At 72.1% G+C, this 17,621-nt stretch carries 13 protein-coding genes; 6 read left to right on the top strand and 7 right to left on the bottom strand.

What is annotated here, in order from left to right:
- Nucleotides 1-2 precede the first annotated feature (2 nt).
- The 3 genes from RBJ77_RS52030 to RBJ77_RS52020 form a co-directional block, all read right to left on the bottom strand.
- Nucleotides 3-971 carry a carbohydrate ABC transporter permease gene (locus RBJ77_RS52030; RefSeq protein ID WP_372351364.1) on the bottom strand — a complete coding sequence of 323 codons (969 nt, stop codon included), beginning with the start codon at nt 969-971 and terminating at the stop codon, nt 3-5.
- 49 nt (nt 972-1,020) lie between these two features.
- Nucleotides 1,021-2,319 (bottom strand): ABC transporter substrate-binding protein, encoded by a 1,299-nt coding sequence (locus tag RBJ77_RS52025; RefSeq protein WP_372351363.1) that lies wholly within the window; start codon nt 2,317-2,319, stop codon nt 1,021-1,023.
- A gap of 181 nt (nt 2,320-2,500) precedes the next feature.
- Nucleotides 2,501-2,926 (bottom strand): GNAT family N-acetyltransferase, encoded by a 426-nt coding sequence (locus RBJ77_RS52020; RefSeq protein ID WP_372351362.1) that lies wholly within the window; start codon nt 2,924-2,926, stop codon nt 2,501-2,503.
- A 600-nt stretch (nt 2,927-3,526) separates the two neighbouring features.
- Between RBJ77_RS52020 and RBJ77_RS52015 the strand changes: the two genes are divergently transcribed.
- The 3 genes from RBJ77_RS52015 (at nt 3,527) to RBJ77_RS52005 (ending at nt 8,847) form a co-directional block, all read left to right on the top strand.
- The gene (locus RBJ77_RS52015) at nt 3,527-6,226 is read left to right on the top strand and encodes an alpha/beta fold hydrolase (protein WP_372351361.1); all 2,700 of its coding nucleotides are present in this window, start codon (nt 3,527-3,529) and stop codon (nt 6,224-6,226) included.
- Entirely contained in the window at nt 6,223-7,116 is an 894-nt protein-coding gene (locus RBJ77_RS52010; RefSeq protein WP_372351360.1) for an ABC transporter permease, read from the top strand. Before RBJ77_RS52015 ends, RBJ77_RS52010 begins: the two co-directional genes overlap by 4 nt.
- Before the next feature lie 168 nt (nt 7,117-7,284).
- Nucleotides 7,285-8,847, top strand: coding sequence for a von Willebrand factor type A domain-containing protein (locus RBJ77_RS52005; protein ID WP_372351359.1), 1,563 nt, complete (start codon nt 7,285-7,287; stop codon nt 8,845-8,847).
- Between the two features lie 658 nt (nt 8,848-9,505).
- Here RBJ77_RS52005 and RBJ77_RS52000 read toward each other — a convergent pair.
- Both RBJ77_RS52000 and RBJ77_RS51995 read right to left on the bottom strand, forming a co-directional pair.
- On the bottom strand, nt 9,506-10,720 hold the full coding sequence (locus RBJ77_RS52000; RefSeq protein ID WP_372351358.1) for an acyl-CoA dehydrogenase family protein: 1,215 nt from the start codon (nt 10,718-10,720) through the stop codon (nt 9,506-9,508).
- Nucleotides 10,721-10,739: 19 nt separating this feature from the next.
- The gene (locus tag RBJ77_RS51995) at nt 10,740-11,207 is read right to left on the bottom strand and encodes an SCP2 sterol-binding domain-containing protein (protein WP_372351357.1); all 468 of its coding nucleotides are present in this window, start codon (nt 11,205-11,207) and stop codon (nt 10,740-10,742) included.
- Between the two features lie 125 nt (nt 11,208-11,332).
- On the opposite strand from RBJ77_RS51995, the gene RBJ77_RS51990 reads away from it, so the two are divergent.
- The 3 genes from RBJ77_RS51990 to RBJ77_RS51980 all read left to right on the top strand — a co-directional run bounded on the left by RBJ77_RS51990 (nt 11,333) and on the right by RBJ77_RS51980 (nt 15,778).
- Nucleotides 11,333-11,953: a TetR/AcrR family transcriptional regulator gene (locus RBJ77_RS51990; RefSeq protein WP_372351356.1), complete on the top strand. Its 621-nt coding sequence runs from the start codon at nt 11,333-11,335 to the stop codon at nt 11,951-11,953.
- A 116-nt stretch (nt 11,954-12,069) separates the two neighbouring features.
- Nucleotides 12,070-14,004: a long-chain fatty acid--CoA ligase gene (locus RBJ77_RS51985; protein ID WP_372351355.1), complete on the top strand. Its 1,935-nt coding sequence runs from the start codon at nt 12,070-12,072 to the stop codon at nt 14,002-14,004.
- On the top strand, nt 13,997-15,778 hold the full coding sequence (locus RBJ77_RS51980; RefSeq protein WP_372351354.1) for a GMC family oxidoreductase N-terminal domain-containing protein: 1,782 nt from the start codon (nt 13,997-13,999) through the stop codon (nt 15,776-15,778). Before RBJ77_RS51985 ends, RBJ77_RS51980 begins: the two co-directional genes overlap by 8 nt.
- A 17-nt stretch (nt 15,779-15,795) precedes the next feature.
- On the opposite strand, the gene RBJ77_RS51975 is transcribed toward RBJ77_RS51980, so the two are convergent.
- Both RBJ77_RS51975 and RBJ77_RS51970 read right to left on the bottom strand, forming a co-directional pair.
- Nucleotides 15,796-16,602 (bottom strand): ABC transporter permease, encoded by an 807-nt coding sequence (locus tag RBJ77_RS51975; protein ID WP_372351353.1) that lies wholly within the window; start codon nt 16,600-16,602, stop codon nt 15,796-15,798.
- Nucleotides 16,599-17,579, bottom strand: coding sequence for an ATP-binding cassette domain-containing protein (locus tag RBJ77_RS51970; protein WP_372351352.1), 981 nt, complete (start codon nt 17,577-17,579; stop codon nt 16,599-16,601). The genes RBJ77_RS51975 and RBJ77_RS51970 overlap by 4 nt, the downstream gene beginning before the upstream one ends.
- Nucleotides 17,580-17,621 lie beyond the last annotated feature (42 nt).

Below are 17,621 nucleotides of genomic sequence, written 5' to 3'. Positions count from 1 at the left end.
GGTCACTTCTCCTCGCCCGCGTAGTGGACCCAGCGGCCCGACGTCTTGAACAGCACCGCGGTGATCACGCCGACGACCAGCAGCAGCACCCAGGTCAGGGCGGCCGCGTAGCCCATCCGGAAGTCGTTGAAGCCGAGTTCGTAGAGGTACATCGAGTAGACGTGGGTGGAGCCCGCGGGGCCGCCGGTGCCGTTGGAGAGCACGAACGCCGAGTTGAACATCTGGAAGGCGTGCACCATCTCCAGGACCAGGTTGAAGAAGATCACCGGGGACAGCATGGGGACGGTCACCGAGACGAAGCGGCGCCAGGAGCCCGCCCCGTCGATCTCCGCCGCCTCGTACAGATCGCGCGGGATCTGCTGCAGCGCCGCCAGGAAGATCACCATCGGGGCGCCGAACTGCCACACGGACAGCGCCACGAGCGACATCAACGACCAGTCGGGATCGGAGATCCAGCCGCCGGTGTGCACGCCGAACGCGCCGAGGAAGCCGTCCACGACGCTGCCGGTGGAGAACAGCAGCCGCCACACGATGGCCGCGCCGACGCTCGCGCCGATCAGGGACGGCATGTAGAACGCGGCCCGGTAGACGTTGCGGCCCTTGCGCCGGGTGTTCAGGAGCAGCGCCACCCCGAGCGCGGCGGCGAGCTTGAGCGGCGTCGCCACCACGACGTACAGCAGGGTGACGCCGACGGTGTCGCGGACCTCGGGGTCGTCGAAGAGCAGCCGCTTGTAGTTGTCGAGGCCGATCCAGCGCGGCGCGTCGAACAGGTTGTAGTCCGTGAACGACATGTAGAGCGAGAACAGCATCGGCGCGATCGTCAGCAGCGCCGCGCCGATCATCCACGGGGTGAGGAAGACGTACGCGGACCGGTCGCCCGCGCGCCCGCGCCGCTTCGCGGGCTCGGCGGAGGGGGCGTCGCCGCGGCGGGCGCGGGGGATCGCGGCGTCGGTCGTCGTCGTAGAGGCCATGAGGGCTCCGTACGTTGAGGGGGGAGAAGGGCCGGTGCCGGTCCCGCCGTCAGGCGAGGACGACCTTCGCCTGGTCGAAGAAGAGGTCCACGGCGTGGTCCACGGAGACGCGCTCGTAGAAGAGCTTCTCGGCGACGCGTTGCAGGTAGACGTTGAGCGAGGCGCCGCCGTCGGCCGGGGGCGGTGGCGTCGGCGCGAGGGTCGCCGCGACCGCCTTCTCGTACGCCTGGACCTGGCGCACCGCCGGATCGGTGACCTCCGCGGCACCCTCCTGGCTGGTGGTGGGCGGCATCCCGATGTTCGTGCCGAGGATCTTCGCGACCCGCCGGTCGTTGATCATGAAGTCGATGAACCGGGCGGCCTCGCTGATGTACGGGCTCTTCGCGGCGGCGCTGAGCAGCATGCCGGGCTTGGCGTAGATGCCCGAGCGGGCGGTGTCGGTGGGGACGAAGCCGAGCGAGAGCTTGCTGCCGCGCATCGCGCTGCGGCCGCCCGCCTGGTTGTCCCACTCCAGGTTGGAGGCGACGCGGCGGGTGGAGATGGGGAAGCCGGGCAGTGACTCCAGGACCACGTCGGGGCCCGCGAGCGCGCCCTCCCTGCGCCAGCCGTCGACCTGGCCGAAGTAGCGGCTCATGTCGTCGCGGCTGAAGCCGAGTTCGCCCTTCTCGGTCCACATCTGCTTGCCCTGCTGGCGCATCCACAGTTCGACGCCGAGGTAGTTCTGGCCCGGGTTGTCCATGCCGTACTGCTCGCGGCCGGTGTGCCGGGTCACCTTCAGGGCCTGCTCCATGAACGTGTCCCAGCCCATCGGCGCGTCCGCCGCGCTCGGCGGCCTGGCCCCGGCGGCGGCCCACACCTTCGCGTCGTACTGCAGCGAGACGCTGTTGTGCGACAGCGGCAGCGCGACCCGGCGGCCCTCCACCATGCCCGCGGTGCGCAGCGACGACACGAGGGTGGAGGCGTCGATCTCCTTGCCGGGACCGGTGTGGTCGCCGAGGTCGGCGAGCACGCCGTGTTCGCCGAGCGTGCGGATCCAGGCGTAGTCGATGTGCATGACGTCGGGCGGGTTGCCGCCCGCGGCGGCGGTGCTCAGCTTCGGCCAGAACGAGTCGAAGGCCGCGAAGCTCGACTTGACCCGGATCTTGGGGTTGGCCCGCTCGAAGACGGCGATGCACTTGTTGATCAGTTCGGCGCGGCCGCTGTCGCCCCAGAAGAAGTAGCGCAGGGTCACGGTGCCCCCGGCGCCGACGGACCGGGACGGTCCGCCGCAGGCGGTGAGCGCGGTGCCGAGGCCGGCGGCCAGCAGGGCGGACAGGGCGGTGCGGCGGGAGGGGGCTTCCGTGCCCATGGGGGCCTCCACGTGCGGTTCGACGGCGGTGTCGAGGTGGGACCTTTGCACGCGCTCGCAGCGCCGTCAATGGATCTGGCAAGCGCTTTCTGCGAGGAGTCGTACGGGGTGGGGTTCCGGTGTGCGCGGGTGCGCACCGCCCTCTTGACGGCTTCTGCGAGCGCTTGCAGGATCGACGACGTCAGCTCTGCCCGAGGTCCCACGTGACGATCCGGCAGGGCCCTTCGTCGGTGCCGCCCGCGGCGCGGTACGCGGCGAGCGCCGCTCCGTTGTCCGTGTCCACGCCGACCCACATGTCGTAGCAGCCGAGTTCCGCGGCCAGGTCCGCGAGCGTGCGGATCAGGGTGTGGGCGATGCGGCGGCGTCGGAACGGTTCGGCGACGGCGAGTTCGTACAGGAACATCTCGCGGCCCTTGTCCGGGTGGAGCGTCTCCACGCCGCTGATGAAGCCGACGGGGTCCGGGGTGAGGTCGTCCTCGTGGGCGAGGAAGAGGTGGTGGCCGGGGGCCGCGAGGAAGGCTGCCGCGTGGTCCGGGTGGGGTGGGGTGTCGAAGAGGGCGGAGGCGGTGAGGAGCTGGGGCGTGGTGGTGGCTCGTACGATCCGCATCCCACCAGCGTCCCGCGCCTGCCGGACTCATGTCCGTTCCTGGGCACGGCTGCGCGCCGTGGTGTCGACGGGGTGTTCGCCGGGTGCGGGCCTCGTCGTGGCTGGTCGCGCAGTTCCCCGCGCCCCTGAGCGTCTGCCGTGTCGCGGTGTGTTCTTTCACCGTGGGTCGCGTCGTGGTTGCTCGCGCAGTTCCCCGCGCCCCTGAAGGCATGCGCTGCGCGCAGCCTCCTCCTCCGGGGAGATGCCGCCCGAAGGGCGCATCTCCAGGGGCGCGGGGAACTGCGCGATCAGCCACGATGCACCTGCATACGGTGATGGCAGATCAGCTCGGCAGTGTCCAGGGGCGCGGGGAACTGCGCGAGCAACCACGACGCACCTGTAGTCCGCGGTGACGGATCAGCCCGGCAGACGCAGCCGGCTGTTCAGGGGCGCGGGGAACTGCGCGAGACGTCCCACCGGGGTGTGGTCCGTGGCGAGGGCCCGGCCGCCCGGGGTACACCAGCCGCGGTAGACCGGGGCGGAACCGTACTACTGGTGGAGGGGGCCCGGTTCCGCCCGGGGGGTGCCGTGGGCGGAGGCGGCGGCGCCTACGGTTGACGCATGGATCTACGAGTGCGCGCATGGCGCGAGCGAGTACGGGGCGCGCCGAGGCGATGGACCGCCGCGGCAGCGGCCCTCGTGGTGCTCGCGGGGGCGGGAACCTGGTCCGCCGCGGCGGCGTCCGACGGCGCACCGCCCGTGCACCGGCAGGACCGGATGATGCCGATGCCGGACGGCGTCCGCATCGACACCTCGTACTTCACGACGGGCGACCGCCACGACAGGCGCCCCGCCGTCCTGCTCACGCACGGCTTCGGCGGCAGCAAGAACGACGTGCGCGGCGAGGCCGAGAAGCTCGCCCGGCACGGGTACGCCGTGCTGACCTGGTCCGCCCGCGGCTTCGGCGATTCCACCGGGAAGATCGGCCTGAACGACGCGGACGGCGAGGTCGCCGACGTCTCCCGGCTCATCGACTGGCTCGCGGACCGCCCGGAGGTACGGCTCGACAAGGCGGGCGACCCGCGGGTGGGCGTCACCGGCGCCTCGTACGGCGGCGCGGTCTCCCTCCTCGCCGCCGCGCACGACGAGCGGGTCGACGCGATCGCGCCGCAGATCACGTACTGGAACCTCGCCGACGCCCTGTTCCCCGACGGCGTCTTCAAGAAGCTGTGGACGGGCATCTTCTTCACCTCCGGGTCCGCGGACCTGGGCGCGCGCACCAGCGAGGCAGGCCTCGAATGCGGACGCTTCCAGCCGGAGCTGTGCGCGATGTACCAGCGAGTGGCGGTCGCCGGTGAGCCGGACGCCGCGGCCCGCAAGCTCCTGGAGGAGCGCAGCCCGTCCGCCGTGGGCGACCGGATCAAGGTGCCCACGCTGATCGCGCAGGGCCAGAGCGACTCGCTGTTCCCGCTGGGCCAGGCCGACGCGATGGCCCGCCAGATCAAGGCCAACGGCGCACCCGTCCACGTGGACTGGCTGGCCGGCGGGCACGACGGCGGCGACATGGAGATCGACCGGGTCGGCGGCCGGGTGGCGTCCTGGTTCGACCGGTACCTGAAGGACGACGAGGGCGCCGGTACCGGGCCCGCGTTCCGGGTCACCCGCACCGGCGGCGTCGACTCCACGGACGGCGCGGCCACCCTGCGCGGCGCGAGCGGCGACTCGTACCCGGGGCTGCGCGGCGAGAAGCGGGTGCCGGTGCCGCTGAAGTCGGCGACGGAGAAGTTCCAGAACCCGCCGGGCGGCGGCCCGCCGTCCATCTCGGCGGTGCCCGGGCTCGGCAGCGTGTCCTCCCTCTCCTCGTCGCTGGGACTGAGCGTCGCGCTCGACTTCCCCGGCCAGTTCGCCCGGTTCGACTCGGCGCCGCTGGGCAGGTCCGTGCGCATCACCGGTTCGCCGACCGTCACCGCGCACGTGAAGTCCTCGACCGGCACCGCCGTCCTGTTCGCGAAGGTGTACGACGCCGGGCCCGGCGGGGCCCGCGAGGTGCTGCCGTCGCAGCTGGTGTCGCCGGTGAAGGTGACGGGCGCGGGCGGCGCGGGCAAGGACGTGCGGATCACGCTCCCGGCGATCGACCACCAGGTGCAGAAGGGGCACCGGCTGCGGCTCGTCGTCTCCTCGACCGACCTCGGGTACGCGTCCCCGGTGAAGCCCGCCACGTACGAGGTGTCGGTGAACGGCGGGCTGAGCCTGCCCACCGCGCCGAGCGTGGAGACCGCCGCCGCGCCGCTGCCCGCCTGGGTGTGGTGGCTGCCGGTCGCTGCGGTCGCCGTCGCGGCGGGCCTGCTGCTCACCGCCCGCCGCCGGACGAACGCGCCCGCCCCCGACCCGGCGCTCGCCGAGGTCCCGCTGCAGATCACGGACCTGAGCAAGCGGTACGCGAAGTCGGCCGACCGGTACGCGGTCCGTGACCTGTCCTTCCGTGTCGAGAAGGGCCAGGTCCTCGGCCTGCTCGGGCCGAACGGCGCGGGCAAGACGACGACCCTGCGCATGCTCATGGGCCTCATCCGGCCCGACGAGGGCGAGATCCGCGTCTTCGGGCACGCGATCCGGCCGGGCGCGCCCGTCCTCTCCCGGGTCGGCGCGTTCGTCGAGGGCGCGGGCTTCCTGCCGCACCTGTCGGGCCGGGAGAACCTGGAGCTGTACTGGAAGGCCACGGGCCGGCCGCCCGAGGACGCGCACCTGGACGAGGCCCTGGAGATCGCCGGCCTCGGCGACGCCCTGGCCCGCGCCGTGCGCACGTACTCGCAGGGCATGCGGCAGCGCCTGGCCATCGCGCAGGCCATGCTCGGCCTGCCGGACCTGCTGATCCTCGACGAGCCGACGAACGGACTCGACCCGCCGCAGATCCGCGAGATGCGCGAGGTGATGATCCGGTACGCGCGGGCCGGCCGCACCGTCATCGTCTCCAGCCACCTCCTCGCCGAGGTCGAGCAGTCCTGCACGCACCTCGTCGTGATGGACCGCGGCCGGCTGGTGCAGGCGGGCCCGGTCGCGGACATCGTCGGCTCCGGCGGCACCCTGCTCATCGGTCTCGCCGCCGACATCGCCGACCCGCTGGTCGAGAAGGTCGGCGCGCTCGGCGGAGTGGAGTCGGCGGTGCGCGTCGACGGCGGACTGCTGGTCCGGCTCACCGCCACCGGATCGGCCGCCGCCCTGGTGGCCGACCTGGTCCGGCTCGACGTACCGGTGACGGCCGTCGGCCCGCACCGACGCCTGGAGGACGCGTTCCTGACGCTGATCGGAGGGGAGCCGGCATGACGACCACCAGCACCGGCACTACGGGACACCCCAGCGGCACCGGAGGGCCCGAGCTCGCCCACGGCTACCGGCCGGGCCGCACCCTGCCGCTCCGCGTCGAGCTGGTCCGGCAGGTGAAGCGGCGCCGCACCCTCGTCATGGGCGCCGTGCTCGGCCTGCTGCCCTTCGTGCTCGTCGTCGCCTTCGCCATCGGCGGCGAGCCGGGCGGACGCAGCGGCCGGGTGACGCTGATGGACACGGCGACGGCGTCCGGCGCGAACTTCGCGGCGACGTGCCTGTTCGTGTCCGCCGGGTTCCTGCTCGTCATCCCCGTCGCCCTGTTCTGCGGCGACACCATCGCCTCAGAGGCGAACTGGTCGAGCCTGCGCTATCTGCTCGCGGCGCCCGTGCCACGGGCCCGGCTGCTCTGGTCCAAGCTGACCGTCGCGCTCGGGCTCAGCCTCGCCGCGATGGTGCTGCTGCCGGTGGTCGCGCTCGCGGTGGGCACGGTCGCGTACGGGTGGGGGCCGCTGGAGATCCCGACCGGCGGGTCGCTGGACGCGGGCACGGCGGCGCAGCGGCTCGTCGTCGTCATCGCCTACGTCTTCGTGTCCCAACTGGTCACGGCCGGGCTGGCGTTCTGGCTGTCGACGAAGACCGACAACCCGCTGGGCGCGGTCGGCGGCGCGGTGTTCCTGACCATCGTGGGGAACGTGCTGGACGCGGTGACCGCCCTCGGCGACTGGCGGGACTTCCTGCCCGCGCACTGGCAGTTCGCCTGGGCGGACGTGATCCAGCCGCAGCCGGAGTGGAGCGGCATGATCCAGGGCACGGCGGTGTCGGTGGCGTACGCGGTGGTGCTGTTCGCGCTGGCGTTCCGCGGCTTCGCCCGCAAGGACATCGTGTCGTAACGCGACGGAGCGGTCTCCGGAGGATCACCCACCGGTCACAACTGCCTTCCCCCGTAACCGCTTTGAGGCCAAGGCGCAATCGCTCGGGTCGAACACTCGGGGCGCCCCGCGCGTCACAGTCACAAGGCGCCGGTACCACCGGCGCGTGACGCGGTGGGAGGGGCGGGCATGGGGATCGGTCCGGACGGCACGGGGATGCGGATACGGGGGCGGCTGCGCCGCCGCGGCGGGGCGCTGCTCGCCGCGGGGCTCGTCGGCGGGCTGCTGCTGACGGGCTGCGGCGGGCCGGGCGGCAGCTCGGACAGCTCGGACAGCTCGGGCAGCAAGGCGCGCGGTCCGCGGGCCGCCGACGAGCCCGCGGCCTCCGTCGCCCCGAGCGCGGGGAAGGAGGAGGCCGCGCCCGACTACCGGTCGACGTTCGCCCTGGACGTCGACACCGCCTCGTACGGGTACGCGCGCCGCACCCTCGACGAGGGGCGGCTGCCGGAGCCGGGGACGGTGCGGCCCGAGGAGTTCGTCAACAGCTTCCGGCAGAACTACCCGCGCCCCGAGGGCAACGGCTTCTCGGTGACCGTGGACGGCGCCCGCACCGGCGAGGACGGCTGGCGCCTGATGCGGGTCGGCCTCGCGACGGCGCAGGCCCCGGCGTCCGGGGAACGGCCGCCCGCGGCCCTCACGTTCGTCATCGACATCTCCGGCTCGATGGGCGAGCCGGGCCGCCTCGACCTGGTCAAGACGTCCCTGTCGACGCTCACCGGGCAGCTCCGCGCCGACGACTCGATCGCCCTGGTCACCTTCAGCGACGAGGCCAGGACGGTCCTCCCGATGACCCGGCTCGGGCGGCCGGGCGGCGAGGTCCGCGAGCGCGTCAGGAACGCGGTCGACACCCTCGAACCCACCGACTCCACCAACCTGGGCGCGGGCATCCGCACCGGCTACGCGACCGCCGTCGAGGGCGCCAGGTCCGGCGCCACGAACCGGGTCGTCCTGCTCTCCGACGCCCTCGCCAACACCGGTGACACGGACGCCGACTCGATCCTCGAACGCATCGCGAAGGCCCGCCGCGACCACGGCATCACCCTCTTCGGGGTCGGCGTCGGCAGTGACTACGGCGACGCGCTGATGGAGCAGCTCACGAACAAGGGCGACGGCAACACCACGTACGTCTCGTCGCCCTCGGACGCCCGCAAGGTCTTCGTCCAACAGCTGCCCGCGAACGTCGAGTTGCGGGCGCGGGACGCCAAGGCGCAGGTCGTCTTCGACCGGGACGCGGTCTCCGAGTTCAAGCTCCTCGGCTACGACGACCGGCGCGTCGCGAACGACGACTTCCGCGACGACCGGGTCGACGGCGGCGAGATCGGCCCGGGCCACACCGTGACGGCGCTCTACGCGGTCAAGCTGCGCGACGGCGCGGAGGGCGAGGTGGCCAGGGCCACGGTGCGCTGGCTCGACCCGTCGAGCCGCGCGCCCCGCGAGCAGTCCGGCTCGGTCGCGGTCTCCGCGCTCGACGGCTCCCTGTGGTCGCACGGCACGACACCGCGCCTGCGCGTCTCGGCCGCCGCGGCCTACTTCGCCCACCGCCTGGGCGGGGCGTCGGACGAGCCGTTCCCCGGCGAGCCGTCGCTCGGTCAACTCTCGGCCTACGTGGGCGCGTTGGCGGACGAGACCGAGGACTCGGACGTGCGCGCGTTGGCGAAGTCGGTGCGGCAGGCGGACCAGCTGCGGCAGTAGGCGGCCCGCCGCACCCCCGTCCGAAGCGGGTGCCGTCGGTGCCCGCGACCAGGCCGTCGACCGTGCAGCCCGTCAGGCCGTACGAGCGGGCCGTCGGCCCGAGCTCGGCGACCACCCGGGACGTCGAGGCGAACCTCGTCAGGTGGGCGGTCGCCTCGGACGCGGCGACGGGCTCGAGACCGGCCCGGATCCGGGGGAGCGGGGTCGGCGGCTGGACGTGGGTGTCGACCCGCGCCCAGGCCGTGCTCCAGCCACGTCGCCGGGTCGGGCGGCGCGGACAGGAGCCCGTGCCGGACGTGCGCCCCGCCGGCGGCGGCGAGCTCGTCCAGCAGACTGCCGAGGCCGCTGGCCCGGTCCGGCCCCGTCACGTTCGTGCCCCTCCCGCCAGACCTCTCCCCGGCGGTTGCCTTCAGGGGCGCGGGGAACTGCGCGACAGGCCACGACGGACCCGCACTCGAAGAACCGGCCGCCACCCGGCACACACCCAGGGGCGCGGGGAACGGCGCGACCGACCACGACGATCCCCGCACTCGAAGAACCGGCCGCCACCCGGCACACGCCCAGGGGCGCGGGGAACGGCGCGAGAAGCCCCACCGCCCGCACCCGCACCCGCACCCGCACCCGCACCCGCACCCGACTAACGCGCCCCACGGCCCCCTCAGCGAATCTGCCGCCCCGAGATGGCCCGCGCGATCACCAGACGCTGGATCTCGCTGGTGCCCTCGAAGATCGTGTAGATCTTCGCGTCCCGGTACATCCGCTCCACCGGATGCTCCCGGCTGTACCCGGCGCCGCCCAGCACCTGAATCGCCTTCTCGCTGGCGGCAACGGCCAGTTCACCGGCCCGCAGCTTCGACATGGAGCCCTGCCCCGCGTCGAAGACCTTGTCGTTGCGGGCCATCCACGCCGCCTGCCAGATGAGCAGCCGGCACGCCTCGATCTCGGTCCGCAGGTCCGCGAGGGCGAACGCGATCGCCTGGTTCTCGATGATGGGGCGGCCGAACGCCTCCCGGTCGCCCGCGTACTCCAGCGCGTACTCGTAGGCGGCCCTGGCGATCCCGAGCGCCTGCGCGCCCACGGTCGGCCGGCTCACCTCGAAGGTGGACATCGCGGCCTGGCCGCGGCCGCCCGCGGTGCCCTCCCGGGCGCGGGCGAGCCGCGCGTCGAGCTTCTCCTTGCCGCCGAGCAGGCAGTGGCCGGGGACGCGGACGTCGTCGAGGAAGACGTCGGCCGTGTGGGACGCCCGCAGTCCCAGCTTCCGTATCTTCTTGGCGCCTTCGAGGCCCGCGGTGCCCGGCGGCACGACGAACGCCGCCTGTCCGCGGGAGCCCAGGGCGGGATCGACGGACGCGACGACGACGTGCACGTTCGCGATGCCGCCGTTGGTGATCCAGGCCTTCTGGCCGGACAGCACCCACTCGTCCCTGGCCTCGTCGTACCGCGCCCGCGTCCGCATCGCCGCGACGTCCGAACCGGCCTGCGGCTCGGACACGCAGAACGCGGCCACCTTCGGGTCCGCCTCGTCGCCGAAGCACTGCGGCACCCACTCGGCCAGCTGGTCGGGCGTGCCGGAGGCGAAGATCCCGGCCACCGCGAGCGACGTGCCGAACAGGGCCATGCCGATGCCCGCGTCGCCCCAGAACAGCTCCTCGTTGGCGATCTGGAGCGAGATGCCGCTCGGGTCGCCGAACAGCTCGGCGAGCGACTCGAATCCGTACAGGCCGATCTTCGCGGCCTCCCGGATCACCGGCCAGGGCGTCTCCTCGCGCTCGTCCCACTCGGCGGCCGCGGGACGCACCACGTCCACCGCGAAACCGTGCACCCAGTCGCGCAGGTCCCGCTGTTCTTCGCTCAGTTCAAGAGAGAAAGCCATGACGGACGGAAGCCTCCCCTCACGCCTTGGGAATGTCGAAGTAGCGGGTCAGGCCGGACGCGAGCGCCACATCGCCCGCGATCTTCACCTTGCGCATCATGAACATCGTGACGGGCGAGGAGTTGCCCGACACCAGCTTGAGGAACTCCGCGTCGCCCATGACGAGCGTGACCCGCGGCTCGCCTTCCGAGCGGCCCTCGGTGACCGTGCACGTGCCGCCGCTGATCCGCGTCTCGTAGACCACCTCGGGGTTGTCGCCCTGGCCGGTGATCTTCCAGCGGACGACCGCTTCGAGGGAGCCGGCGACATCCGGCTTGAACTGCCGCTCCATGCGCCCGAAGACCTCCTTCAGGATGCGGGTGCGCAGCGCGCCGTCCTGCGCGATCGTGCTGATCTCCTTCGCGGACAGGCCCTTCACGATCCGCGCGAACTCCTCGGGCGTGACGCTCGCGAAGTCGAGGGCCGCGATCTCGTCGGCACCGCTCATGCCCATACTCCTTACTGTTTAGTAAACTTACTGATTGGTAAGGTTACGGCGACGTAGGTAGGCTGACAAGGGTGACGGGGACATCGGGAGCAGCTCAAGGGCGCACGGCGGGGCGCCGGAAGCGCGTGCCGCGACAAGTGCGCGAGCAGCAGATCATCGACGTGGCGGTCCGGGTCTTCGCCAAGCGCGGCTACCACGCGGCCTCGGTCGACGAGATCGCCGAACTCGCCGGGATCTCCAAGCCGATGGTCTATCTGTACCTGGATTCCAAGGAAGGGCTCTTCCTCGCCTGCCTGCGGCGCGAGGCCGAGCGGCTCGTCAGCGCCTTCCAGGAGGCCGCGCGCGGCGCCGGAGCCGCGCCCGAACTCCGGCTCTACGCAGGACTTTCGGCCTTCTTCGCGTTCGTCGCCGCGCACCGCGACAGCTGGGTGGTCCTGCACCGGCAGGCCTCCGAGCTGAGCGAGGCCATCGCCGACGCCGTCGCCGAGGCGCGGCGCGCGGTGATGGGCGAGGTCGCCGGGCTGATCAGGGACGGCATCTCGGACAGCGGCCGCGGCTCCCGGCTGGGCGACCAGGACGCCGACTTCGTCGCCCACGCGCTGGTGGGCGCGGCGGACTCGCTCACCGACTGGATGGAGCGCAACCCCGACCAGTCCCCGGAGGGCATCACCCTGCGCCTGATGAACATGGTGTGGGTGGGCATGCGCGACGTGCTCGACGGCGAGGCGTGGCTGCCGCAGGCGTGACCTGCCGCGTCGGCCGCGGACCAATTCCCGTACGACCCATTGAATTTTCCTTACGCGTCGGTAAGTTGACCCCCGAGTAAGTACCAGCACGTGCCGCCGCGCGACCGGGAGCCGTCATGGGCGTACGCAAGGATCTGAAGCGGGCCAGGGAGCGCAGCGACCTGGCCGACCGCGCCACCGTCGAACTCGTCAGGGACGAGCGGGGCGTGGTCCGCGAGGCGCGCGTCGCGCCGCTCGCCGAACCGCCCGCCGACGGGTCCACCCCCGCCGACATCCCCTTCAGGAACGCCGCGGAGGAACCGGACGCCGTCGTGGTGCGGCGCAAGGAGGCCGGCGAGTGGAAACCGGTCACCGCGGCCGCCTTCGCCCGTGAAGTCACCGCCGCTGCCAAGGGGTTGATCGCCGCCGGACTCGAACCGGGCGGACGGGTCGCCCTGATGTCCAGGACCCGCTACGAATGGCAGGTACTCGACTTCGCGATCTGGGCGGCCGGCGGCCAGACCGTCCCCATCTACGCCACCTCGTCGGCCGAGCAGATCGAGTGGATCGTCCGGGACTCGGGCGCCCGCATCCTCATCGTGGAGACGCCCGAGAACGTCGCCACCGCCGCGGCCGGACTCGCCGCCCTGCCCGACGCCGACCGGCCGAGCATGTGGCAGCTCGACGCGGGCGCCGTCCTCGAACTCGCCACCACGGGACGGGAAGTCCCCGACGAGGAGGTCACCAAGCGGCGCGCCGCCCTGACCCCCGACAGTGTCGCCACCGTCTGCTACACCTCCGGGACGACGGGCCGCCCCAAGGGCTGCGTCCTCACCCACGGCAACCTCTACGCCGAGGCCGCCAACACCGTCGAACTGCTCCACCCCATCTTCAAGGCCATCACCGGACAGACCGCCTCGACGCTGCTCTTCCTGCCGCTCGCGCACATCCTGGGCCGCACCATCCAGGTGGCGTGCCTGCTCGCCCGGATCGAGCTCGGCCACTGCCCGAGCATCAAACCGGACGAGCTGCGGCCCGAACTCCGCTCGTTCCGGCCGACGTTCGTCGTCGGCGTCCCGTACCTCTTCGAGAAGATCCACGAGACCGGCCGGGCCACCGCCGAGAAGATCGGCCGCGGCGCCTCCTTCGAGCGGGCCGACCGGATCGCGGTGCGGTTCGGCGAGGAGCACCTGGCCCGCTTCCTGGAGAAGAACGGCAAGGGCCCCTCGCTCGGTCTCACCCTCGCCGCGGGCCTCTACGACCTGCTCGTCTACCGCCGCGTCCGCAAGGAACTGGGCGGCCGCCTCCGGTACGCGATCAGCGGCGGCTCCCCGCTCGACCGCAGCCTCAACCTGTTCTTCTACACCGCCGGAATCGTCATCTACGAGGGCTACGGCCTGACCGAGACGACCGCCGCCGCCACCATCACCCCGCCCCTGCGGCCCCGCCCCGGCACCGTCGGCCTGCCCGTGCCCGGCACCACGATCCGGATCGCCGACGACGGCGAGGTCCTCGTCAGGGGCGGCATCGTCTTCGGCGCGTACTGGCAGAACGAGACGGCGACCGCCGAAGTCCTCGACGCCGACGGCTGGTTCGCGACCGGCGACCTCGGCGCGCTCGACGACGACGGCTACCTCGCGATCACCGGCCGCAAGAAGGACATCCTCGTCACCAGCGGCGGCAAGAACGTCTCGCCCGCCGTCCTGGAGGACCGGCTGCGCAGCCGCTCGCCGATCGGCCAGTGCATCGTCGTCGGCGACAACCGGTCCTACGTCGGCGCCGTCATCACCCTCGAACCCGAGTCCGTGACCCACTGGCTGGCCGTGCGCAAACTCCCCGCCGACACCCCGATGTCCGAGGTGATCCGGGACCCGCGCATGGTCGCGGCCGTGCAGCAGGCCGTCGACTACGCCAACGAGGCCGTCTCGCGAGCCGAGTCCATCCGCAAGTTCACCCTGGTGGAGGGGGAGTTCACCGAGGACAACGGACTGCTCACCCCCTCCCTGAAGATCAAACGGCGGGCCGTCACGGCGGCGTACGAGCGGGAGATCGAGGAGCTGTACGGTGCCTGAGCCCACAGACACCGCAGACACCGCAGACACCGCAGACACCACAGACACCGCAGCCACCGCGGACACCCAGGACGTCGACGTCTTCGACGTCCTCGTCGTCGGCTCCGGCTTCGGCGGCTCCGTCTCCGCGCTCCGGCTGACCGAGAAGGGCTACCGGGTGGGCGTGCTGGAGGCGGGCCGCCGCTACACCCGTGACACCCTGCCCCGCACGTCGCTGAAACTGCGCGACTACCTGTGGGCACCCCGCCTCGGCCTGTACGGCATCCAGCGCGTCCACCTCATGAAGAACGTGATGGTGCTCGCCGGGGCGGGCGTCGGCGGCGGCTCGCTCAACTACGCCAACACGCTGTACGTGCCGCCGCCCGCGTTCTTCCGGGACCGGCAGTGGGCGGGCATCACGGACTGGCGCACCGAACTCGCCCCGTACTACGACCAGGCCCGCCGCATGCTCGGCGTACGCACCAACCCGACCACGACCGAGGCCGACGAACTGCTGCGCGCGGCGGCCGGCCGGATGGGCGCGGAGGACACCTTCCGGCTCACCCCCGTCGGCGTCTTCTTCGGCGACGGCAAGGACGCCGACGGCGGCACGACCGCCGAGCCGGGCACGGAGGTTCGCGACCCCTACTTCGGTGGCGCCGGGCCCGCCCGCGCCGCCTGCACCGAATGCGGCTCCTGCATGACCGGCTGCCGTGTCGGCGCCAAGAACACCCTCACGGAGAACTACCTCCACCTCGCCGAACGGGCCGGCGCCGAGGTGCGGCCCCTGACGACCGTCACCTCGGTGCGCGAGCTGGACGACGGCACGTACGAGGTCACGACCGTCCCCACCGGCAGACCGCGCCGCGGCCGCCGCACCGTCCTGCGCGCCCGCCGCGTGGTCCTGGCCGCGGGCACGTACGGCACCCAGACCCTGCTGCACCGGATGAAGGCCGACGGCACCCTGCCCCGCCTGTCCGACCGGCTCGGCGTGCTCACCCGCACCAACTCCGAAGCGCTGGTAGGGGCGTTGACCTGGCCGCGGCGGCTCGGACGGCGTGACGTCGACTTCACCCGGGGCGTGGCCATCACCTCCTCCGTCCACCCGAACGAGAACACCCACATCGAGAACGTCCGCTACGGCAAGGGCTCCAACCTGATGGCCCTGATCTGCGTGCCGCAGTACCGGCAGAACCTGCCCAAGCCCCTGGCCGCCGCCCTCGCGTTCCTCTCCCACCCGGTGCTCGTCGCCCGGACGGTCGCCCTGCGCCACTGGTCCGAGCGGACCATCATCGGGCTCGTCATGCAGACCCACGACAACTCGCTCACCACCGGCCTCACCAGGAAGGGCGCGCTCACCGCGGAGCAGGGGCACGGGCGGCCCAACCCCGTGCACATTCCGGAGGGCTGGCAGGCGGCGGGCCTGATCGCCGAGTCCATCAACGGCTTCGCCGGGACGAACCTCGGCGAGCTGCTGGGCAAACCGCTCACCGCGCACTTCCTCGGCGGCTGCGTCATCGGCGACTCGGAGCGCAGCGGCGTCATCGACCCCTACCACCGGCTCTACGGCCATCCGGGCATCTCGGTCGTCGACGGCTCGGCGGTCTCCGCGAACCTCGGCGTCAACCCGTCCCTGACCATCACGGCGCAGGCCGAGCGGGCGATGGCGTACTGGCCGAACCGGGGCGAGAGCGATCCGCGGCCCGAACAGGGCGCCGCGTACCAGGAGTTGAGGCCGGTCATGCCGAAGGCGCCCGCCGTGCCGGCGGGCGCCCATGGGGAGCTGCGGTTCTGACCGGTTCCTCGCCCCGGTTACTTCGGGTCGCGGTCGAAGACCGACTTCGACCAGAAGTAGCCGAGCGAGATGAGCGCCACGGACCAGACGAGGGCGATCCAGCCGTTGTTGCCGATCTCGGTACCGAGGAGCAGACCGCGCAGGGTCTCGATGGCGGGCGTGAAGGGCTGGTACTCGGCGATCGGCTGGAACCAGCCGGGCATCGAGTGCAGCGGGACGAACGCGCTGGAGATCAGCGGCAGCAGGATCAGCGGCGTCGCGTTGTTGCTGGCGCCCTCCGCGTTCGGGCTGGTCAGCCCCATGCCGACGGCGATCCAGGTCAGCGAGGTGGCGAAGAGCACCAGGAGAGCGAAGGCCGCGACCCACTCCAGGACGGTGGCGTCGGTGGACCGGAAGCCGATGGCGACGCCGACGGCGCCCACGAACACCACGCTGACGACGGACTGGAGCACGCTGCCGATGACGTGCCCGATGAGGATCGAGCCGCGGTGGATGGCCATCGTGCGGAAGCGGGCGATGATGCCCTCGCTCATGTCCATCGCGACGGACACGGCCGTGCCCACCACGGTGGAGCCGACGGTCATCAGCAGGATGCCCGGGACGACGTACGCGATGTAGGCGTCGCGGCCCGCGCCACCGCTCATGGCGGTGCCGAAGATGTAGACGAACAGCAGGAGCAGCATGACCGGTGTCAGCAGCAGGTTCAGGGTGAGCGAGGGGTAGCGCCGGGCGTGCAGGAGGTTGCGGCGCAGCATCGTGGACGAGTCACGGACCGCGAGGGAGAAGCGGGAAGGACGGTGGGCGGTGGCGAGCTGGGCACTCATCGGACGGTCTCCTTGGTGTGGTCGGTGCCGCCGGTGAGGGCGAAGAACACGTCGTCGAGGTCGGGGGTGTGGACGGTGAGTTCGTCGGCCTCGATGGCGGCGGCGTCGAGCCGGTCGAGGATGGAGCGGAGTTCGCGCTGGCTGCCGTCGCTGGGGATCTGCAGGGCGAGGGCGTCGTCGTCGCGGGTGACGTCGCTGAGGGTGGCGGCGGCCGTCTGGTAGGCGGCCGGGTCGGTGAAGCGGAGCCGGATGTGGCCGCCGGGGATGAGGCGCTTGAGTTCGTCGGCGGTGCCTTCGGCGGCGATCTTGCCGTCGTTGAGCACGGCGATGCGGTCGGCGAGTTCGTCGGCTTCTTCGAGGTACTGGGTGGTGAGGAAGACGGTGACGCCGTCGTTGACGAGTTCGCGGATGATGCCCCACATGTTGTGGCGGGAGCGGGGGTCGAGGCCGGTGGTCGGTTCGTCGAGGAAGATGATCCGGGGGTTGCCGACCAGGGTCATGGCGATGTCGAGGCGGCGCTTCATGCCGCCGGAGTAGGTGGAGGCGGGCTTCTTGGCGGCGTCGGTGAGGTCGAAGCGGGTCAGGAGTTCGGCGGCGACGCGGCGGCCTTCCTGCTTGGGCAGGTGGTGCAGGTCGGCCATGAGGAGCATGTTCTCCTCGCCGGTGATGAGGCCGTCGACGGCGGAGAACTGGCCGGTGACACCGATCGCGGCGCGGACGCCGTCGGGCGAGGTGGCGACGTCGTGTCCGGCGACCTGGGCCTGTCCGCCGTCGGCCCTGATGAGGGTGGAGAGGATCTTGACGGCGGTGGTCTTGCCGGCGCCGTTCGGCCCGAGGAGGGCGAAGACGGAGCCGGCCGGGATGTGCAGGTCGATGCCGTCGAGGACGGTCTTGTCGCCGTAGGACTTGCGCAGACCGACGGTGGAGACCGCGGCCGCCGGGGACGGGTGACCGCCGTTCGATATGGATGTGGGCATGACAGATGAAGGCATGGCGACTTCCTTCGGGAGGTCGAAGAT

The organism is Streptomyces sp. KL116D, assembly GCF_030766975.1.
GTDB lineage: Bacteria > Actinomycetota > Actinomycetes > Streptomycetales > Streptomycetaceae > Streptomyces > Streptomyces longispororuber_A.
This window is presented reverse-complemented; position numbering and strand designations above follow the sequence as displayed.